Annotated in this window: 16 protein-coding genes, 1 pseudogene and 2 riboswitches; of the genes and pseudogenes, 11 read left to right on the top strand and 6 right to left on the bottom strand. The window is 69.3% G+C overall.

The features are described from left to right. Positions 1–33: 33 nt before the first annotated feature. The gene (locus KUM39_RS28040; RefSeq protein ID WP_246619510.1) at positions 34–738 is read right to left on the bottom strand and encodes a hypothetical protein; all 705 of its coding nucleotides are present in this window, start codon (positions 736–738) and stop codon (positions 34–36) included. A 286-nt stretch (positions 739–1,024) separates the two neighbouring features. On the opposite strand from KUM39_RS28040, the pseudogene KUM39_RS03185 reads away from it, so the two are divergent. Together KUM39_RS03185 and KUM39_RS03190 are read left to right on the top strand one after the other, a co-directional pair. After that, positions 1,025–1,573, top strand: a pseudogene (locus KUM39_RS03185) (helix-turn-helix domain-containing protein); the annotation flags it as partial. A gap of 731 nt (positions 1,574–2,304) precedes the next feature. Beyond that, positions 2,305–2,760, top strand: coding sequence for a hypothetical protein (locus tag KUM39_RS03190; protein WP_217783805.1), 456 nt, complete (start codon positions 2,305–2,307; stop codon positions 2,758–2,760). Between the two features lie 279 nt (positions 2,761–3,039). Here the strand turns inward: KUM39_RS03190 and KUM39_RS03195 are convergent, their stop codons facing one another. The 5 genes from KUM39_RS03195 to gcvT all read right to left on the bottom strand — a co-directional run bounded on the left by KUM39_RS03195 (position 3,040) and on the right by gcvT (position 8,062). Beyond that, positions 3,040–3,420 (bottom strand): hypothetical protein, encoded by a 381-nt coding sequence (locus tag KUM39_RS03195; RefSeq protein ID WP_217783806.1) that lies wholly within the window; start codon positions 3,418–3,420, stop codon positions 3,040–3,042. 285 nt (positions 3,421–3,705) lie between these two features. Continuing rightward, positions 3,706–5,073 carry an L-serine ammonia-lyase gene (locus tag KUM39_RS03200; protein ID WP_217783807.1) on the bottom strand — a complete coding sequence of 456 codons (1,368 nt, stop codon included), beginning with the start codon at positions 5,071–5,073 and terminating at the stop codon, positions 3,706–3,708. 115 nt (positions 5,074–5,188) lie between these two features. After that, on the bottom strand, positions 5,189–6,454 hold the full coding sequence (glyA, locus tag KUM39_RS03205; RefSeq protein ID WP_217783808.1) for a serine hydroxymethyltransferase: 1,266 nt from the start codon (positions 6,452–6,454) through the stop codon (positions 5,189–5,191). 14 nt (positions 6,455–6,468) lie between these two features. Continuing rightward, positions 6,469–6,846, bottom strand: coding sequence for a glycine cleavage system protein GcvH (gcvH, locus tag KUM39_RS03210; RefSeq protein ID WP_217783809.1), 378 nt, complete (start codon positions 6,844–6,846; stop codon positions 6,469–6,471). A 97-nt stretch (positions 6,847–6,943) separates the two neighbouring features. Further along, the gene (gene gcvT / locus KUM39_RS03215) at positions 6,944–8,062 is read right to left on the bottom strand and encodes a glycine cleavage system aminomethyltransferase GcvT (RefSeq protein WP_217783810.1); all 1,119 of its coding nucleotides are present in this window, start codon (positions 8,060–8,062) and stop codon (positions 6,944–6,946) included. A gap of 42 nt (positions 8,063–8,104) precedes the next feature. Continuing rightward, positions 8,105–8,237, bottom strand: a riboswitch (glycine riboswitch). Continuing rightward, positions 8,238–8,336: riboswitch (glycine riboswitch) on the bottom strand. It lies immediately after the preceding riboswitch. A gap of 205 nt (positions 8,337–8,541) precedes the next feature. On the opposite strand from gcvT, the gene KUM39_RS03220 reads away from it, so the two are divergent. The 9 genes from KUM39_RS03220 to KUM39_RS03260 all read left to right on the top strand — a co-directional run bounded on the left by KUM39_RS03220 (position 8,542) and on the right by KUM39_RS03260 (position 19,306). Further along, a complete protein-coding gene (locus KUM39_RS03220; protein ID WP_217783811.1) occupies positions 8,542–9,327 on the top strand; it encodes an AAA family ATPase in 786 nt (261 codons plus the stop codon). 63 nt (positions 9,328–9,390) lie between these two features. After that, complete coding sequence (locus KUM39_RS03225; RefSeq protein WP_217783812.1) at positions 9,391–10,182, top strand: enhanced serine sensitivity protein SseB; 792 nt, start codon at positions 9,391–9,393, stop codon at positions 10,180–10,182. 102 nt (positions 10,183–10,284) lie between these two features. Beyond that, positions 10,285–11,076 carry an enhanced serine sensitivity protein SseB C-terminal domain-containing protein gene (locus tag KUM39_RS03230; protein WP_217783813.1) on the top strand — a complete coding sequence of 264 codons (792 nt, stop codon included), beginning with the start codon at positions 10,285–10,287 and terminating at the stop codon, positions 11,074–11,076. A gap of 357 nt (positions 11,077–11,433) precedes the next feature. Beyond that, on the top strand, positions 11,434–12,432 hold the full coding sequence (locus KUM39_RS03235; RefSeq protein ID WP_217783814.1) for an ABC transporter permease: 999 nt from the start codon (positions 11,434–11,436) through the stop codon (positions 12,430–12,432). 61 nt (positions 12,433–12,493) lie between these two features. Further along, positions 12,494–14,239 carry an ABC transporter substrate-binding protein gene (locus tag KUM39_RS03240; protein ID WP_443732234.1) on the top strand — a complete coding sequence of 582 codons (1,746 nt, stop codon included), beginning with the start codon at positions 12,494–12,496 and terminating at the stop codon, positions 14,237–14,239. 71 nt (positions 14,240–14,310) lie between these two features. Next, positions 14,311–15,318 carry an ABC transporter permease gene (locus KUM39_RS03245; RefSeq protein ID WP_217783816.1) on the top strand — a complete coding sequence of 336 codons (1,008 nt, stop codon included), beginning with the start codon at positions 14,311–14,313 and terminating at the stop codon, positions 15,316–15,318. Then, positions 15,315–16,409, top strand: a complete 1,095-nt coding sequence (locus tag KUM39_RS03250) for an ABC transporter ATP-binding protein (RefSeq protein ID WP_217783817.1) — start codon at positions 15,315–15,317, stop codon at positions 16,407–16,409. The genes KUM39_RS03245 and KUM39_RS03250 overlap by 4 nt, the downstream gene beginning before the upstream one ends. After that, a complete protein-coding gene (locus KUM39_RS03255) occupies positions 16,406–17,788 on the top strand; it encodes an ABC transporter ATP-binding protein (protein WP_308288025.1) in 1,383 nt (460 codons plus the stop codon). The genes KUM39_RS03250 and KUM39_RS03255 overlap by 4 nt, the downstream gene beginning before the upstream one ends. Before the next feature lie 123 nt (positions 17,789–17,911). Beyond that, entirely contained in the window at positions 17,912–19,306 is a 1,395-nt protein-coding gene (locus KUM39_RS03260) for a M1 family metallopeptidase (protein ID WP_217783818.1), read from the top strand. Positions 19,307–19,322 lie beyond the last annotated feature (16 nt).

The raw sequence follows: 19,322 nt of genomic DNA on the forward strand, positions 1-19,322 counted from the left end.
GAAGGAGCGCACGCGCGGGTCGGGGCCATCCGCTCAGCACTCGATGATGTTCACCGCCAGCCCGCCCCGCGCCGTCTCCTTGTACTTGACGGACATGTCGGCGCCCTGTCGCACCATGCCTTTGGCGTGGATGTTCGAGGGGACCCGAGGGGCGATCCACGCCCGTAGGGACTTCTCAGGGATTTTCGGCAGAGTCCCGAAGCCAGACGTCCATCGCAGCGAGCCCGCGCTGCCCCGCGCCGGGCATGAAATGAGCGCAGTGATCGAGGGTGACCTTCGGTGTCGAGTGCCTGAGCCACTTGGACAGGCTGACGACCGACTCACCGGCCTGCAGTGCACGCTCGCGTAGGTGTGGTGGAGGACGTGGAACATGTCATCGCGTGGGGCGGCATAGCGCGGGACCCGGCGGATGCGATTGCCGTCGTGCCGCACCTTCTCGCCCACGGGCTTGATCAGCCCGGCGGTGGCGAGCGCGCGTTTCCAGCTGCGGTCGTTCCAGGTGCGGTAGTAGATGCGGTTGCCGTGCGACGAGATGAGGATCAGGTTGATCGTGATCGGCTTTCGCTGACGCTCTTCGAGCGCGGTGGTGGGGACCTCCGGGTTCCGCCAGGGCAGCGTGCAGGATGTCGATGGGAATCGGCGGAAGTGGGCTCGGGCCCGGAGCGCGAGATTGGCTGGCAGGGGGACTTCGCGGGTCTTGCGCCCCTTGGGCAGCGAGAAGTAGGGGCGCCCCTTCATGTCCCACCTGAGCTGGCAGCGGACGTGGACGACTCCAGCCGCGAAGTCGAAGTCATCTTCGGCGAGACCGAACGCTTCGCCTTGGCGCGGCCCGAGGCCGATGCCAGATCGACAGCGATCTGGTAGCGGTCTTGCAACCCCACTTCATCGGACTGCGTAGCAGACGCCGGTCGTTGACGGCACTGCCGAGGACCGAGGACAGGTGCCCCCGGATCGCCTCCGCCATCGACTTCTTGACCCTAAGGGCTGTCCCGCAGCTGCTGGTCACGGGTGAGATGATCTTGCTGTGTCTGGTGTGATCACGGCGTCGCAGCCCTCCTGGGCAGCCCTGTTCACTGGGCTGAGCCCACGCCAGTTCGGCAAGCTGATCACCGCGCTCCGGCGCGAGAGTGCACATCCGGTGCGCAAGGACCGGCCCTGGAGCCTGCCTTGGGAGGACCGTGTGCTGCTGGTCGCCGCCTACTGGCGGACGAACCTGACCCTGCGCCAACTGGTGCCGCTGTTCGGGGTGTCCAAGTCAGCGGCCGACCGCGTCATCGACCACCTCGGACCCGTACGCGCCCTTCAGCAGCGCAAGCGGTTCCGCGAGGACACCGTGCTGATCATCGACGCCGACACCCAACTGGTCGTCACCGTCGGCCGACCGCTGCCCGGCAACCGCAACGACGGCAAGGCGGGGGAGCCGTCCGGCGCCAAGGAGGCCGTCGGGAAGACCACGGTGATCGCAGACGGCGGCTACCAGGGCACCGGCCTGGTCATCCCGCACCGACGCCAACGCGGCCCGTCCGAACTCCCCGCCTGGAAGGAAAAACACAACGCTTCCCACCGGTCGTTGGTCCTCACCGACGTCCAAGGCAACGAAGCCATCACGCCGAACCCCGCCACGGGTGCCACCACCGTCCACAGCTACGCAGACACCGGCGACACCAGCAGCAACTCCCGCTACGGATGGCTCGCCACCACACAGAAGGCGGACCTGCGCACCGGCGGTGTGCTCCTCATCGGCGGCCGTCCCTCGGCCGCTACCTCGCACCCATCGACGCCCGCGGCGACCAAGAACTCCGGGCCAGCGCCTACCTGCTCGACGTCCAGGACCTCACCGCGTAACCCGCAGAAAGCCCACATCATGCTGAGAAAAAGCTTCAAGGCAGGCCTGGTGAAAGCCCGGACCCGGCTTCCGCTCGCCTTTGTCGTAGCGCTACTGGGTTCCGTGTTCCTCGCACCCGGACAAACGCTGAAGGCGGAGGTCAGTCTGACCGGCAGCACCTCCATCAAGGGAGTCGAATACGGCTACGAGGACGGCTGTCGATGCGACAAATCGGCAAAGGACGGCCTGGCCAAGCTGGCCCTCTCGAAGTGCGCCCACCACTGATGAAAAAAGCCGCACGCTACGTGACCGCGCTCGCGGTGGCTCTGTCCGCGACATCCTGCGCCCCCCAGACAGAGCCCCAGGCATCCCCGTCACCCAGTACGAAGCCTGCAAGCCGCCCAGCTCCCACAAGCTGGGCCTGCCAGGCAGGGAGGTTCCACTGGGGCAAAGTGACGCACAAGGACACGCTGGTTGCCGTGTCCGACGCACACCGGGAGGACATCCCGGACGGCAAGACAGAGAAATTCACCTATCACCTTTCCCCGATCCGAACTCTCACATCGGCCGTCACACCCGACCGGAAGGGAGACGACGTCAACGCGCAGGCCGCTGTTGCCTCCCTGGAAAGTGCGACAGGCCTTGAGCTGGCGATGGCAGGTGCTACCTTCACCCTCGGTCCCGGAGAAAGGGAACTATCAACCAGCTCGGGAAAGTCTTCCGGGGTGATGGTGGCCGTCGTATCCATCGATGCCGTCGAGGCTCCCTTCTCCTACGGCTGCGGCAACGACGGGAAGAAAGTCGTGCGGGGAACCCTGGCCACCTGGCAACCGGGTCCGTACTCCTCACTGTTCAAGTGTGGAATCAAGGAGAAACTGCCCCGGCCGGAGGCCGAGGCGGAAGCACTGATGTGCGGACAGGCGAACAACAAGTAGACGCTTGACTTCCAGTTCGCCTCGTCATTTATTTCGGTGGCAAGTATTCATCTCCCGTCCGCCAGGGCGGTCACAGCAGAGGCCGAGACCAGCAGCACCGCGGTCTCGGTCCCCGCTCCGTTCGGGAGTGTCCGCCACCGTCCGCATGGGGACGAGCAGGCGCCTGTCCAGCCGTTCGGTTCCGGGGAGGTTTCAGGGACTCTCCGTCGCGTAAGAGGGTGTCTCACGTGGCGATCTCGTCTCCTGTGGGGCATAGGTGCTTGAGGGCGGGCGGAGCCGTCAAGACGGCCAGCTGAGCCGGCCGTGCATGACGGTCGGGAGAGACGTGGGCATCTCGTCTGTGACCCAGGCGAACTCCAGGGCCGCGAGCGTGGCTCCCCGGCCCGTCCATACGAGGATCTCGCCGACGTAGACGCCGGACGGGTCATGGACGTGTGCGTCCACAGGAACGAGCTCGGTCGGCAGTGCCGCATGCTCGCACGGTTCCCGGACCTGCAGATCGACACTCACGGAGTCGGGTCCCCAGACAGCGGTCACCGCAGTGCGGTCCAGCTGACTCCGCAGTTGCGACGCGCCATCGAACTCCGCCGACAGGATGTGTTCAAGCACTGCGCGCTCGTCGGCGTTCAACGAGCGTGGGTCGATGGAAAGAGGAGCCATGCGCTCATTCTGAGGTGGCGAGGGCAACCAGCCCAACACCTGCACTGGCTGTCGCCGGTCCGACAGCGGCATCATGATCGTTCACCGGTACTGCCGTCCTTCCGCTTGCGCCCGCAGGGCGGTGGCACCGCACCGGTTGGCCAACGTGCCGTGTTCACGGCCGTCGTACACCTGCTGACCAGCGGGTGCGCATGGCGGTATCTGCCACCACGTGAGACACAGTCCAAGCAGGGAAGGCCCTGACAGCGCTGAAATACGCGAACACGCTGGTCAGGGCCCATCCGTTCAGCACTCGATGATGTTCACCGCAAGCCCGCCCCGAGCCGTCTCCTTGTACTTCACGGACATGTCCGCCCCCGTCTCCTTCATGGTCTTGATGACCTTGTCGAGGGAGACCATGTGGGAGCCGTCGCCGCGCATGGACATCTTGGCGGCGGTGACGGCCTTCACGGCGGCCATGCCGTTGCGTTCGATGCAGGGGATCTGGACGAGGCCGCCGACGGGGTCGCAGGTGAGGCCGAGGTTGTGTTCCATGCCGATCTCGGCGGCGTTCTCGACCTGCTCGGGGGAGCCGCCGAGGACCTCGGCGAGGGCACCGGCCGCCATCGAGCAGGCGGAGCCGACCTCGCCCTGGCAGCCGACCTCGGCGCCGGAGATGGAGGCGTTCTCCTTGAACAGCATGCCGATGGCACCGGCCGCGAGGAGGAAGCGGACCACGCCCTCCTCGTCGGCGCCGGGCACGAAGTCCATGTAGTAGTGCAGGACGGCGGGGATGATCCCGGCCGCGCCGTTGGTGGGGGCGGTCACCACCCGGCCACCGGCCGCGTTCTCCTCGTTGACGGCCATCGCGTAGAGCGTGATCCACTCCATCGCGTGCGCCAACGGGTCGCCCTCGGCGCGCAGTTGGCGGGCCGACTTGGCCGCGCGGCGGCGGACCCGGAGCCCGCCGGGGAGGATGCCCTCACGGGACAGGCCGCGCCGGACGCAGTCCCGCATCACCTGCCAGATCTCCAGCAGGCCGTCGTGGATCTCCTCCTCGGTGCGCCAGGCCCGCTCGTTCTCCAGCATCAGCGACGAGATCGACAGACCCGTCTCACGGGTGAGGCGCAGCAGCTCGTCGCCGGTGCGGAACGGGTACTTCAGCGCCGTGTCGTCCAGCTTGATCCGGTCCGCGCCGACCGCCTCCTCGTCCACGACGAAACCGCCGCCGACCGAGTAGTACGTCTTGGCCAGCACCTCGGCGCCCGAGGCGTCGAACGCCTCCAGGGTCATGCCGTTGGCGTGGTAGGGCAGCGCCTTGCGGCGGTGCAGGACCAGATCGTCGTCGTAGGAGAACGCGATCCCGTGCTCACCGAGCAGGTCGAGGCGCCCGGTCTCCCTGATCGACTCCACCCGGGCGTCCGCCGTCTCCACGTCCACCGTGCGCGGCGACTCGCCCTCCAGGCCGAGCAGCACCGCCTTCGGGGTGCCGTGCCCGTGCCCGGTCGCGCCCAGCGACCCGTACAGCTCGCAGCGCACCGACACCACGGTCTCCAGCACACCCTCGTTGCGCAGCCGCGCGGCGAACATCCGTGCCGCCCGCATCGGGCCGACGGTGTGGGAGCTGGACGGGCCAATGCCGATCGAGAACAGGTCGAAGACCGAGACGGCCACGGGAACTCCAAACGTACGGGTGGTGCGGGAAGGGGCGGTGCGGGGGTGTGCACCGGGTCCCGCCCCCGCGCGCCCGCCGTGGGTGGGGCGGACGCGCGGGGGCGGGGCCGTGGAACTACCGGCCGAGGCCGGGGTACAGCGGGTGCTTGTCGGCCAGCGCCGTCACGCGTGCCTTCAGCGCCGCCGCGTCGTACGACGGCTTCAGCGCCTCGGCGATCACGTCCGCGACCTCGGTGAAGTCCTCGGCCGTGAAACCGCGAGTGGCCAGCGCGGGCGTGCCGATGCGCAGCCCGGAGGTGACCATCGGCGGACGCGGGTCGTTCGGGACCGCGTTGCGGTTGACGGTGATCCCGACCTCGTGCAGGCGGTCCTCGGCCTGCTGGCCGTCCAGCTCGGAGTGGCGCAGGTCCACCAGGATGAGGTGCACGTCCGTACCGCCGGACAGCACGTTCACCCCGGCCTCACGCGCGTCCGCCGCCGTCAGGCGCTCCGCGAGGATGCGGGCCCCCTCCACGGTACGACGCTGCCGCTCCTTGAACTCCTCGCCCGCCGCGACCTTGAAGGACACCGCCTTCGCCGCGATCACGTGCTCCAGCGGGCCGCCCTGGAAGCCGGGGAAGACGGAGGAGTTGAGCTTCTTGGCGAACTCCTTCCGGGCCAGGATGATCCCGCCGCGCGGACCGCCGAGCGTCTTGTGCGTGGTGGAGGTGACCACGTCCGCGTACGGCACCGGGTTGGCGTGCAGCCCGGCCGCGACCAGACCGGCGAAGTGGGCCATGTCCACCCACAGGTGGGCCTCCACCTCGTCGGCGATGCGGCGGAACTCCGCGAAGTCCAGCTCGCGCGGGTACGCCGACCAGCCCGCGATGATCACCTTCGGGCGGTGCTCCTTGGCCAGCCGCTCGACCTCGGCCAGGTCCACCAGGCCGGTCTCCGCGTCCACGTGGTACGCGACCACGTCGAACTGCTTGCCGGAGAAGTTCAGCCGCATCCCGTGGGTCAGGTGGCCGCCGTGCGCCAGGTCCAGGCCGAGGATGGTGTCACCGGGCTGGGCCAGCGCGAACAGCGCCGCCTGGTTCGCGGAGGCGCCGGAGTGGGGCTGCACGTTGGCGTACTCGGCGCCGAACAGCTCCTTGACCCGGTCGATGGCGATCTGCTCGGCCACGTCCACGTGCTCGCAGCCGCCGTAGTAGCGGCGGCCGGGGTAGCCCTCCGCGTACTTGTTGGTCAGCACCGAGCCCTGGGCCTCCATCACCGCGAGCGGCGCGAAGTTCTCGGAGGCGATCATCTCCAGGGTGGACTGCTGCCGGACCAGCTCCGCGTCCACCGCGGCGGCGATCTCCGGGTCCAGCTCGTGCAGGGGAGTGTTCAGGACGGTCATACGGACACGACTCCTCAGCCGGCGTTCTGGGCGGTGTACTCGTCGGCGGAGAGCAGGTCGCCCGGCTCCTCCGTCACCCGCACCCGGAACAGCCAGCCGCCCTCGAAGGGCTCCGAGTTCACGAGCGACGGGTCGTCCACGACGTCCTGGTTGACGGCCGTGATCTCGCCGGAGACGGGGGAGTACAGGTCGGAGACCGACTTGGTGGACTCCAGCTCACCGCAGGTCTCACCCGCCTCCACCGTCGCGCCGACCTCGGGGAGCTGGGCGTACACCACGTCGCCGAGCGCGTTCGCCGCGAACTCGGTGATCCCGACCGTCGAGACGCCGTCCTCGGCGGCCGACAGCCACTCGTGTTCCTTGCTGTAGCGAAGCTGCTGGGGGTTGCTCATGCCTGAATTCTCCTGTACGCGGGGGTGTGCTGGTGAAGGGGGAGTGTCACGGACGGCCCGGTGTGGGCCGACTCACGCCGAAGCGCGCGCGAGGGGTCTACTTCTGCCGCTTGTAGAACGGCAGCGCCACGACCTCGTACGGCTCGTGGCTGCCCCGGATGTCCACGCCGACACCCTCGGTGCCCGGAGCGGCGTGCGCGGCGTCCACGTACGCCATCGCGACGGGACGGCCGAGCGTGGGGGAGGGGGCGCCGGAGGTGACCTCGCCGATCACCCGGCCGCCGGAGACGACCGGGAACCCGGCGCGCGGCACGCGGCGGCCCTCGGCGACCAGGCCGACCAGGACGCGCGGCGGGTTCTCCCCGGCGCGCGTCGCGGCGGCGGTCAGCGCCTCGCGGCCGACGAAGTCGCCGTCCTTCTCGAACTTCACGACCCGGCCCAGACCGGCGTCGAACGGGGTGAGCGCGGTGGTCAGCTCGTGCCCGTACAGCGGCATGCCCGCCTCCAGGCGCAGCGTGTCGCGGCAGGACAGCCCGCAGGGGATCAGGCCCACGCCCGCGCCCGCCTCGGTCAGCGCCTCCCACAGGGCCACCGCGTGCTCCGGCTTCACGAACAGCTCGAAGCCGTCCTCGCCGGTGTAGCCGGTGCGGGCGATCAGCGCGGGCACCCCGGCGACCGTGCCGGGCAGCCCGGCGTAGTACTTCAGGCCGTCCAGGTCGGCGTCGGTGACCGACTTCAGGATGCCGGGGGACTCCGGGCCCTGGACGGCGATCAGGGCGTAGGCGTCCCGGTCGTCGCGGACCTCGGCGTCGAAACCGGCGGCGCGCTCGGTGAGGGCGTCCAGCACGACCTGCGCGTTGGAGGCGTTGGCGACGACCATGTACTCGGTCTCGGCGAGCCGGTAGACGATCAGGTCGTCCAGGATGCCGCCGTCGGCCCGGCAGATCATGGTGTAGCGGGCGCGGCCGACACCGACGGAGCCGATGTTGCCGACCAGCGCGAAGTTCAGCAGCGCGGCGGCGTCGGCGCCGGTCACCGTGATCTCGCCCATGTGGGACAGGTCGAACAGCCCCGCGCGGGTGCGCACGGCCACGTGCTCCTCGCGCTCGGAGGCGTAGCGCAGCGGCATGTCCCAGCCGGCGAAGTCGGTCATGGTCGCGCCGAGCGACCGGTGCAGCGCGTCGAGCGCGGTGTGGCGGAGTTCGGTACTGCTCATCGGTCGGTCGTCTCCCAGGGCAGACAGCGGGGCGAGGAACGTTCCTCCCCATCTGTCATCGGAACCTGAGAGGTTCGCCGTGAACCCGGTGCCTCGCGCGCTGCGCGCGGCGGAGACGGTCACGGTTTGCACCTTGGGTGGAGCCACTTGTCAGCGGCCCGCTTTTCAGATGTGCCTCGCCCGCGCGGTAACGGGGCCTGAGAGATTCAAGGGAGGGACTTGCTCCTTCGGCGCCCCGGCGACGACTGGCCGGGGACTCTCCCGCGCGGATTCAAGCGGCCGGTATGCAGTTTGGCGGGCACATCATTGCACGCCCCGCCCGCGCTCGTCAGCGACCCTCTCCGCGACCGCTCCGTGTCCCCGCCCGCACCCGCCCGCGGCCCTCCTCGCATTACCTTCTCTTTACGTCCAGTGGGCAAAGGGTTTGCACGCGGACGGCACGGGGACGACGCGGTACAGCGGGACAGGGGGCGGACGTGATGGACGGCTTCACGGGGCGGGCGGCGGGGGCGGTCGGGGGTGTGGCGTTCGGCACGGGGGCTCCGTACGGGGCCGGGGGTCACTGCGCCACGGGGGCTCCGTACGGGGCCGGGGGTCCCTGCGGGACGGGAGCGCCGCCGCTCCGGGGCATCCCGAGCCCCGCACGCCCCGTACCCTCGGTACCCCCCGCGCCCGCCGTCCGGCCCCGGGTCCTCGATCTGCGCGGCCGTCCCGGTGCCACTCCCCGCACCCTCTCCTTCGGCCCCCGCGACCTCCTCGTCGTCACCGGGCTGCCCGGCGGCGGCAAGTCCACGCTGATGCGGCGGGCGGTGCCGGGACCGCGGGTGGACTCCCAGGACACGCGGGAGCGCTGGGCCGCGCGGCTGCCGCGGGCGCTGCCGTACGCGCTCTACCGCCCGCTGGTCCGGCTCGCGCACTACGCGGGGCTGCGCCGCGCACTGCGCTCCGGCGCGGGCGTCGTCGTGCACGACTGCGGCACCCAGCCCTGGGTGCGCGCCTGGCTGGCCCGTACGGCGCGGGCGCGCGGGGGCACGCTCCACCTGCTGCTGCTCGACGTGCCCCACGGCACCGCCCGCGCGGGGCGGCGGGCACGCGGCCGGGACGTCTCCCGGTACGCCTCCGCCCGCCACCGGCGTACGACGGCGCGGCTGCTGCGCGTCCTGGAGCGCGGCGAACCGCCCGCGGGCTGCGGCTCGGCGGTGCTGCTGGACCGGGCGGCGGCGGACCGCCTGCTGCGGATCGGGTTCGGCGGCTCCGGGGGATGAGGCCGTGCGGGGCACCGGGTTAGCCTTCTGATTCCGGCACGATTCCCAGCAGGCGGTAGGCAGATGGACTTCCCGGCGGACCTTCCCGCGGACTTCCCGGCACAGGCGCACCCCCAGCCCCACGGCGGCTGGCCCGGCAACGAGCTGGAGGAGGTGCTGTCGGCCGCGTTCGGCGTACCCGGAGCGGGCGCCCGCGTCCTGGAGGTCCTCGGGCGCGCCTTCGTCTGGGTGCCGCTGCCGGGCGGCGGCGGCCCCGACACAGGCCCGCTCGACCTGCCCACCCTGGAGATCGACGGCCAGGTGTACATCCCCGTCTTCAGCTCCGAGGAGCAGCTGCGGCTGTCGGCCGGGGCGCACATGGCGTACACCATCGCCCCGGCCGTGGAGTTCGCGCGCGGGCTGCCGCCGCAGGCCGGGATGCTGCTGAACCCGGACGGCACGGTCGGCCTGCCGCTGCCGCCCGAGGCGGTCGCGGAGCTGGCCCGCACCGGCCGGACCCCGCTGGACGGCCCGGCCTCCGGCGGGCGGGTGCGGCTGTTCGAGCCCGACTGGCAGGACGACCCGGTGGACTTCCTGGCCGCCGCGTCCGCCGAGTTCGCGGCGACCGGCGTGGTGCTCAGCGCCCGCCGCTGCCTCGCGGCCGTCGAGACCGCCGACCCGGTCCTCTTCGTCGGGGTCGAACTCGCCCCGTCCGACGGTGATCTGCGCGCGCTGCCGATGGCCGCGCTGGAGCGGGCGCTGGACCGGGCACCGGTGGCGTGGCCGGTCAACCTCGTCCTCCTGGACGTGGCGCACGATCCGGTGGGGGAGTGGATGCGGGGCAATGTCCGCCCGTTCCACCAGTACGGCCACTGAGCAGGTCGGGCCACCGAGCTTTCGGCCACCCGTGGCCCGGCGCACCGGGCGCATAAGCTGTCCCCGCAAGCGGGGCGACTCCCAGAAGGGCCGGTACGACAGGTGAGCGCGAGCCACAGCGGCAGCGTCGAGCACACGCTGCGTCAGGTCACCCCCGGGCGCTACGACGCCTACGAGGCACTGCTGCGCGCCCTCGCCACGCCCTCCTCCGGCCAGATCTGGATGTTCCTCTGGCAGGGCCAGTCCGGCTCGCCCGACGCGCAGTACGGCACGATGGAGGTGGACGGCTTCAGCTACGCGCCCTGCGTGACCTCGGCGCGGGAGCTCTCCGCGAGCGGCTGGAACCGCAGTTACGAAGTGGCGGACGGCCTCGACGTCGCCCGCACCCTCTACCCCGAGCACTACGGCCTCTGGCTCAACCCGCACGCCCCCGGCGGCGGGGTCGGCGTGCCCTGGCCGGACCTGCGCCGCATCGCCACCGGCCTCGACCGGCAGCCCGCCGGACCACTCCGGCTGACCGAACCGGCCGTGGAGATCCCGCAGTTCTACGCCCTGCTCGCGCAGAACGCCCACCGCACCCCCGCGCTGCGCTCCCTGCGCCGCGCCTGGGTCCAGCCCGCCCTCGGCGCCCCGTACCTCGCGCTCGGCCTCGACGTCTACGACACCTCGCCCGCCTCCGTGGACTCGGTGCGGGCGATGCTCCAGCAGTCCGTGGGAGCGGTCCCCGAGGGCCTGCCCGTCTCCACCGTCGTCATGACCGACGACCACGACCCGGTCGTCATGTGGATGCGCGCCAACTCCCGCCCCTTCTACGACCGCGACGCCCACGTGCCGCCCCCGCCGACGGCTCCGGTGGCGGGGTACGGGTATCCGCCGGTTCCGGGTGGTTACTGAGCCAACAGGTCCGTGAAGGACGGACGTTGAGTGCGAAGCGGATGAACGTCCGCCTACCGGACATCCTCTGCGCGCGTAGAACGGTGCCCATCCAGGTGACTCGCGTGGAAAAACCCCTGTGTCCGCAATGGTCCGCGTTCGCTGGGCGTTACCCAGTGATCGGATAACGGAATCCCCTTCACTGCATCACGTTTGCGCATACTTTCACCGTCCCCTCTGGCGGCTGATCAAGACGACGCTGAAGACTCGCCACTCAGACGCGAGGCCCTTCGGCCTCGTGCTCGATGGCAAGTTGACAAAGCCGCGCAACCGCGGCTAGCGCAGGCCGGTCACCACCGGCGAGAGGGGTCGCACATCGTGACCGCACCGATCGAGACCACCGCGGCGGCAACCGAGGTACAGCCGGAAGCTGTTCTGAAGGGCGCCGGTAAGGGGCAGATCGAAGGCCGTTCACTGGGTCAGATCGCCTGGACCCGGTTCAAGCGGGACAGAGTCGCGGTCGCCGGTGGCGTCATCGTGCTCCTGCTGATCGTTCTCGCCGTCCTCGCCCGGCCCATCCAGGCACTCCTCGGCCTGGACCCGAACGCCTTCCACCAGAACCTGATCGTCCCCGACACCTCGCTCCCGAAGGGGAGTTGGGGCGGCATGAGCCTGGAGCACCCGCTCGGCGTGGACCCCAAGTTCGGGCGTGACATCGCCACCCGCATCCTCGAAGGCTCCTGGGTGTCCCTGGTCGTCGCCTTCGGCGCCACGATCCTGTCCAACGTGATCGGCGCGATCATGGGCGTGGTGGCCGGCTACTACGGCGGCCGGGTCGATGCGGTCATCAGCCGGTTGATGGACACCTTCCTGGCGTTCCCCCTCCTGCTGTTCGCGATCTCCATCTCGGCCACGCTCCAGGGCGGTGCGTTCGGCCTCAGCGGTCTGCCGCTGCACCTGAGCGTGCTGATCTTCGTGATCGGCTTCTTCAACTGGCCCTACCTCGGCCGGATCGTCCGCGGCCAGGCCCTCGCCCTGCGCGAGCGCGAGTTCGTGGACGCCTCGCGGGGCATGGGCGCGAAGGCGCCGTACATTCTCTTCCGCGAACTGATGCCCAACCTGGTCGGTCCGATCATCGTCTACTCGACGCTGCTGATCCCGACCAACATTCTCTTCGAGGCGTCCCTGAGCTTCCTCGGCGTCGGTATCCAGCCGCCGCAGGCGTCGTGGGGCGGCATGCTGCGCGAAGCGGTCACCTACTACCAGGTGGACCCGCAGTACATGATCGTTCCCGGCCTCGCCATCTTCGTCACCGTCCTCGCCTTCAATCTGCTGGGCGACGGTCTCCGCGACGCTCTCGACCCGCGCAGCCGCTGACGTCACTGCCGCCGAGAGCTCAGACAAAGTTTTTCCAACAATGGAGGGGAAAGCGCCCATCATGCGAAGGTCAGCGCTGGCCGCTATCGCGGCCATCGGCTCCGCCAGCCTGCTTCTTGCGGGTTGCAGCAAGGCCGATGACAGTAAGAACGAGGGCAAGTCCGCCGGCGCCAACGCCGCGACGAAGGGCGTCGTCAACGCCTCCGACAAGAAGGGCGGCACGCTCACCTACGAGCTGTCCGACGTGCCGGACTCCTTCGACCCCGGCAACACGTACTACGCGTACATGTACAACCTCAGCCGTCTGTGGGCCCGCCCGCTGATGACCTTCGAGCCCGGCCCCGGTTCCAAGGGCAACACCCTCGTCCCGGACCTCGCCGCGAGCAAGGGCGTCCCGAGCGACGGCGGCAAGACCTGGACATACAAGCTGCGTTCGGGCCTGAAGTACGAGGACGGCACCGCCATCACGTCGAAGGACGTGAAGTACGCCGTCGAGCGCTCCAACTTCGCGCGTGACGTGCTCTCCCTCGGCCCCAACTACTTCCAGATCTTCATGGCCGACGGCGACAAGTACAAGGGTCCGTACAAGGACAAGAGCGCCAAGGGCCTCTCGTCCATCGAGACCCCGGACGACACCACCGTCGTCTTCCACCTGAAGCAGGCGTTCCAGGAGTTCGACTACCTGGTCGCCGCGCCGCAGACCGCTCCGGTCCCGCAGGCCAAGGACACCGGCGTCGATTACGTCAAGCACATCGTGTCCTCCGGCTCGTACAAGTTCCAGAGCTACGACGAGGGCAAGCAGGCCGTCCTCGTGCGCAACCCGGACTGGGACCCGAAGACGGACCCGCTGCGCAAGCAGCTCCCGGACAAGATCGTCGTCAAGCTGAAGGTCAACCCCGAGACGATCGACAAGGACGTCCTCGCGGGCGACGCGATCGACCTCGCGGGCACCGGTGTCCAGGCCTCCACCCAGGCCCAGGTCCTCACCGACACCGCGAAGAAGGCCGGCACCGACAACACCTTCGGCGGCCGTCTCGTCTACATGGCGATCAACACCAAGGTGAAGCCGTTCGACAACGTCGCGTGCCGCAAGGCCGTGCAGTTCGCGATCGACAAGGCCTCGGTGCAGACCGCCGAGGGCGGCCCGATCCGCGGCGACATCGCCTCCACGGTGCTCCCCCCGGACATCCCCGGCTACGTCAAGTCCGACGTCTACGCGACCGATGGCAACAAGGGTGACGTCGCCAAGGCCAAGGAGCAGCTCAAGGCCTGCGGCAAGACGGCGATCAACACCAACATCTCGGCCCGCTCGGACCGTCAGCCGGAGATCGACGCCGCCACGGCGATCATCAACTCGCTGAAGAAGGTCGGCATCAACGCCAGCCTGAAGCAGTACCCGTCGGGCAAGTACTTCACCGACTACGCCGGTGTGCCCAAGTTCACCGAGAAGCAGAACATCGGCCTGATCATGATGCAGTGGGGTGCCGACTGGCCCTCCGGCTACGGCTTCCTGCAGCAGATCCTCAACGGCAGCGCCATCGGCCAGTCCGGCAACACGAACCTGTCGCAGTACGACGACAAGAACGTGAACGAGATGCTGAACAAGTCGATCGCCACCCCGGGCGACGCCGCGCGCAACGGCATCTACGCCCAGATCGACAAGAAGGCGATGGACGACGCCGTCCTGGTTCCGCTGACCTACTTCAAGGTCCTGCTGGCCCGCCCGCAGAACTACACGAACCTCGTCTCGACTGCGGCCTTCAGCGGCCAGTACGACTACCTCAACATCGGCGTCGCGTCGAAGTAGCAGCCCCGGAAGGCAGGTGAAGGCATTGGTGCCCGCGGGCTTCCCGCCCGCGGGCACCAGCGCCGATCCCCGTGATCTCGTACATCTTCCGCCGGACGCTCGCAGCGATCTTCCTGCTGCTGGTCGTCTCCGCGGTCACTTTTGCCATCTTCTTCCTGTTGCCTCGCCTCGTGGGCCAGACAGCGGACCAGCTGGCGCAGCAGTACATCGGCAAGAGCCCGTCGAAGGCGGACATCCTCGCCGTCAAGCACAACCTCGGTCTGGACCAGCCCGTCTACGTCCAGTTCTGGCACTTCATCAAGGGGATCGTCGCCGGCGCCGACTACAACATCGGCCCGACCACGGTGCACTGCGACGTGCCCTGCTTCGGCTACTCCTTCAAGGACCACGTCGCGGTCTGGCCGCAGCTCACCTCCCGCCTTCCGATCACCCTGTCGCTGGCCGCCGGTGCGGCGGTGCTGTGGCTCGTCTCGGGTGTCGCCATCGGCGTCATCTCCGCGCTGAAGCCGCGCTCGCTGTTCGACCGCACCTTCATGGGTGTGGCCCTCGCCGGTGTCTCGCTCCCCATGTTCTTCACGGGCAACCTGGCGATCCTGCTGTTCGTCTTCAACTGGCCCATCTTCGGCCGTGACTACGTACCGCTCACCCAGAACCCCGAACAGTGGGCCAACACCCTGTTCCCCGCCTGGTGTTCGCTCGCCCTGCTGTACTCCGCCATCTACGCGCGGCTCACCCGCTCGGGGATGCTGGAGACGATGAACGAGGACTTCATCCGTACGGCTCGCTCCAAGGGCCTCGGCGAGCGCACGGTCGTCGTCAAGCACGGACTGCGGGCCGCGCTCACCCCGATCATCACCGTCTTCGGCATGGACCTCGGTCTGCTGCTCGGCGGCGCGGTGATCACCGAGAGCGTCTTCTCGCTGCCCGGCATCGGCCAGTACGCGGTGCAGGGCATCACCGACAACGACCTGCCCAAGATCCTCGGCGTGACCCTGCTCGCCGCCTTCTTCGTCGTCGTCGCAAATCTTGTGGTGGACGTCCTCTACGCCGCCGCCGACCCGCGGGTGAGGCTCTCGTGACCGAACTCTCCAAGACCGGCGTGGCGACGGGCGAACCCGTCGCCGCCGGCAAGACCCCCGAAGCCTTCCTGGACGTCCGCGACCTGAAGGTGCACTTCCCGACCGACGACGGTCTGGTGAAGTCCGTGGACGGGCTGACCTTCTCGCTGGACAAGGGCAAGACCCTCGCCATCGTCGGTGAGTCCGGTTCCGGCAAGTCCGTCACCTCGCTGGCCATCATGGGTCTGCACCGGCTCGGTTCGCGCGGCAAGAACGTGCGGATGTCCGGCGAGATCTGGCTCAACGGCAAGGAACTGGTCAACGCCGACCCGGACGAGGTGCGCAGGCTGCGTGGCCGCGAGATGGCGATGATCTTCCAGGACCCGCTGTCCGCGATGCACCCGTACTACAAGGTCGGCGACCAGATCGTCGAGGCGTACCGGACGCACCACAAGGTCTCCCGGAAGGTCGCCCGCGCCCGCGCGGTCGAGATGCTCGACCGCGTCGGCATCCCGGAGCCGGGCAAGCGGGTGGACAGCTACCCGCACGAGTTCTCCGGCGGTATGCGCCAGCGCGCCATGATCGCCATGTCGCTGGTGAACAACCCCGAGCTGCTCATCGCCGACGAGCCGACCACCGCCCTGGACGTCACCGTCCAGGCGCAGATCCTGGACCTGATCCGCGATCTGCAGAAGGAGTTCGGCTCCGCGGTCGTCATGATCACCCACGACCTCGGTGTGGTCGCCGAGATCGCCGACGACGTCCTGGTGATGTACGGCGGCCGGTGCGTGGAGCGCGGCCGGGCCGACGAGGTCTTCGAGACGCCGCAGCACCCGTACACCTGGGGTCTGCTCGGCTCGATGCCCCGGATCGACCGGGAGACGTCCGAACGGCTCATCCCCGTGAAGGGCCAGCCGCCGAGCCTCATCAACGTCCCCTCGGGCTGCGCCTTCCACCCGCGCTGCCCCTACGCGGACATCCCCAAGGAGAACGTCACCCGCACGGTGCGCCCCGAGCTGCAGCAGGTCGAGGGCGGCCACTGGTCCGCCTGCCACCTCTCGGCCGAGGACCGTACGCGGATCTGGACCGAAGAGATTGCGCCGAAGCTGTGAGCGATACCAAGAAGACGGCAGAGCCGGGCGAGGCCGTGATTCCGCGGCAGGCCGCCGCCGAGGGCGACGCGGCCGAGCGTGACGTGCTGCTCCGCGTCGAGGGCCTGACCAAGCACTTCCCCATCAAGAAGGGGATCCTGCAGCGGCAGGTCGGCGCGGTCAAGGCCGTGGACGGCATCGACTTCGAGGTCCGCAAGGGCGAGACCCTGGGCGTCGTCGGCGAGTCGGGGTGCGGCAAGTCCACGATGGGCCGGGTCATCACCCGGCTCCAGGACCCGACCGGTGGCTCGATCACCTTCGAGGGCCAGGACATCACGCGGCTGCGGACCGGGCAGATGCGTCCGCTGCGCCGTGACATCCAGATGATCTTCCAGGACCCCTACGGCTCCCTGAACCCCCGGCACACCATCGGCTCCATCGTCTCGGCGCCGTTCCGGCTCCAGGGCGTGGAGCCGGAGGGCGGGGTCAAGAAGGAGGTCCAGCGGCTCCTGGAGCTGGTCGGGCTGAGCCCGGAACACTTCAACCGCTACCCCCATGAGTTCTCCGGCGGCCAGCGCCAGCGCATCGGCATCGCCCGGGCGCTCGCGCTGAAGCCGAAGCTGGTCGTGGCGGACGAGCCGGTGTCGGCGCTGGACGTGTCGATCCAGGCGCAGGTCGTCAACCTGCTGGACGACCTCCAGCAGGAGCTGGGCCTGACGTACGTGATCATCGCGCACGACCTCTCGGTGGTCCGGCACGTCTCGGACCGCATCGCGGTGATGTACCTCGGCAAGATCGTGGAGCTGGCCGACCGGGAGGCGCTGTACAAGGCGCCGATGCACCCGTACACCAAGGCGCTCATGTCGGCCGTGCCGATCCCCGACCCCAAGCGGCGGGGCCAGAAGAGCGAGCGCATCCTGCTGCGCGGTGACGTGCCCTCGCCGATCTCGCCGCCCACCGGCTGCCGGTTCCACACCCGGTGCTGGAAGGCGACGGAGATCTGCAAGACCACCGAGCCGCAGCTCGTCGAGCTGATCCCCGGTCAGCGCGTGGCCTGCCACCACCCGGAGAACTTCGCCGACCAGGCCCCGCAGGACACCGTCCTGCTGAGCGCGGCGAAGGAGGCCATCGAGCTGGTCCCGGACGCGGTCCTGGAGGAGTCGGCCGAGCAGACGGCCACCGCGGCGCCCGAGGAGCCGGAGCCCGCCGCCACGACGGAGCCCGCGCCCGAGGCCAAGACGGAGACCCCCGCCAAGACGGAGGCCGAGACCCCCGCCAAGACGGAGGCCGAGACCCCCGCCGAGACGGAGACCCCCGCCACGGCGGAGGCCAACTCCCCTTCCCCCGAAGCCGCTTCGGTGGAGGCCCCCGCCCCCGGCGAGGAGCCCCCCGCCAAGTAGCCCGCTCCGCATGACAACTCCATAAAGTCATGTACATGGCCGAACGGGAGAGTGCACAGTCCTCGTGTCCGATGCGAATCCGGAACACGTGCAACACGTACGACACGTACGAAGGGACTGGACATGGCACTCTCCCGTTCGGCACGCACGGCGGTCGTCGTCGCCACCGCGGCGGCCTCCTTCCTCAGCATCGCCGCCTCGCCCGCGCCGCGCCCCGGCGCGCCCGGCATCGGTGATCCGTACTTCCCCGAACTGGGCAACGGCGGTTTCGACGCCCGCCATTACGACCTGAGCATCGGCTACGCCCCGGACACCGGCCGCCTGGACGGCAGGGCCACCCTCACCGCGCGGGCCACGCAGCACCTCTCCTCCTTCGACCTGGACCTCCAGAAGCTGACGGTCACGAAGGTCGAAGTGGACGGCCGGAGCGCCCGGTTCACGCGGCACGGCGACGAGATCATCGTGACCCCGCGCCAATCCCTACGCGCGGGACGGGACTTCCAGGTCACCGTCACCTACGGCGGGATACCGCAGCCGCTCAGCGGCCCCATCGTGTTCGGCTCCAAGTACGGCTGGATGAAGACCGCCGACGGCGTCTTCGTCGCCTGCGAGCCCAACGCCGCCTCCACCTGGTTCCCGTCCAGCGACCACCCCTCCGACAAGGCGACCTACGACATCCGGATCAAGGCGCCCAAGGGCCTGACCGGCGTCTCCAACGGCCGCCTGATCTCCCACTCGACCAAGGGCGGCTTCAGTTACGCGCACTGGCGCGAGAGCCGCCCGATGGCGACGTACCTGGCGACCGCGACCATCGGCAGGTTCGACGTGCGCACCGGCCGCACCCCGGCCGGGACCCCGATCTACGTGGCGATCGACCCGGTGCTGAAGGGCAGCAACAAGGTGGACGTGTACGCGGTCACCGCCGAGGCCACCGACTACTGGTCGAAGGTGTTCGGGCCGTACCCGTTCGAGGAGACCGGCGCGATCGTGGACGACATGCCGGAGGCCGGGTTCTCGCTGGAGGTGCAGAGCAAGCCCGTCTACTCGGCCGTGCGCAGCGAGTCCACCATCGTGCACGAGCTGGCCCACCAGTGGTTCGGTGACTCGGTCAGCGTCCGGCAGTGGAAGGACATCTGGCTGAACGAGGGCTTCGCCACCTACGCGCAACTGCTCTGGCGCGAGCACAAGGGCACCCAGTCCGCCCACGACGCGTTCGTCGAGGAGTACAACGACATCCCCGCCGACGACGACTTCTGGCAGATCAAGGTCGCCGACCCGCAGCGGGACACCATGTTCTCCGGCGCCGTGTACGACCGGGGCGCGATGACCCTCCAGGTGCTGCGCGACCGCATCGGTGACAAGGCGTTCTTCCGGCTGCTGCCCGCCTGGACCGCGCAGAACCGCTACGGCAACGCGAAGACCGCCGACTTCGTCGCCCTCGCGGAGAAGATCAGCGGCCAGGATCTGCGTGGCCTGTTCCACGACTGGATCTACACCACCGGCAAGCCCGCCCTGTAGCCGACCCGCCCTGTAG

The organism is Streptomyces corallincola (assembly GCF_019104725.1).
GTDB lineage: Bacteria > Actinomycetota > Actinomycetes > Streptomycetales > Streptomycetaceae > Streptomyces > Streptomyces corallincola.

Coding starts and splice junctions, on each gene's coding strand:
- gcvT (WP_217783810.1), bottom strand. CDS start 8,062: ATGAGCAGTACCGAACTCCGCCACACCGCGCTCGACGCGCTGCACCGG.
- glyA (WP_217783808.1), bottom strand. CDS start 6,454: ATGACCGTCCTGAACACTCCCCTGCACGAGCTGGACCCGGAGATCGCC.
- KUM39_RS03225 (WP_217783812.1), top strand. CDS start 9,391: ATGGACTTCCCGGCGGACCTTCCCGCGGACTTCCCGGCACAGGCGCAC.
- KUM39_RS03220 (WP_217783811.1), top strand. CDS start 8,542: ATGGACGGCTTCACGGGGCGGGCGGCGGGGGCGGTCGGGGGTGTGGCG.
- KUM39_RS03240 (WP_443732234.1), top strand. CDS start 12,494: ATGCGAAGGTCAGCGCTGGCCGCTATCGCGGCCATCGGCTCCGCCAGC.
- KUM39_RS03195 (WP_217783806.1), bottom strand. CDS start 3,420: ATGGCTCCTCTTTCCATCGACCCACGCTCGTTGAACGCCGACGAGCGC.
- gcvH (WP_217783809.1), bottom strand. CDS start 6,846: ATGAGCAACCCCCAGCAGCTTCGCTACAGCAAGGAACACGAGTGGCTG.
- KUM39_RS28040 (WP_246619510.1), bottom strand. CDS start 738: ATGAAGGGGCGCCCCTACTTCTCGCTGCCCAAGGGGCGCAAGACCCGC.
- KUM39_RS03260 (WP_217783818.1), top strand. CDS start 17,912: ATGGCACTCTCCCGTTCGGCACGCACGGCGGTCGTCGTCGCCACCGCG.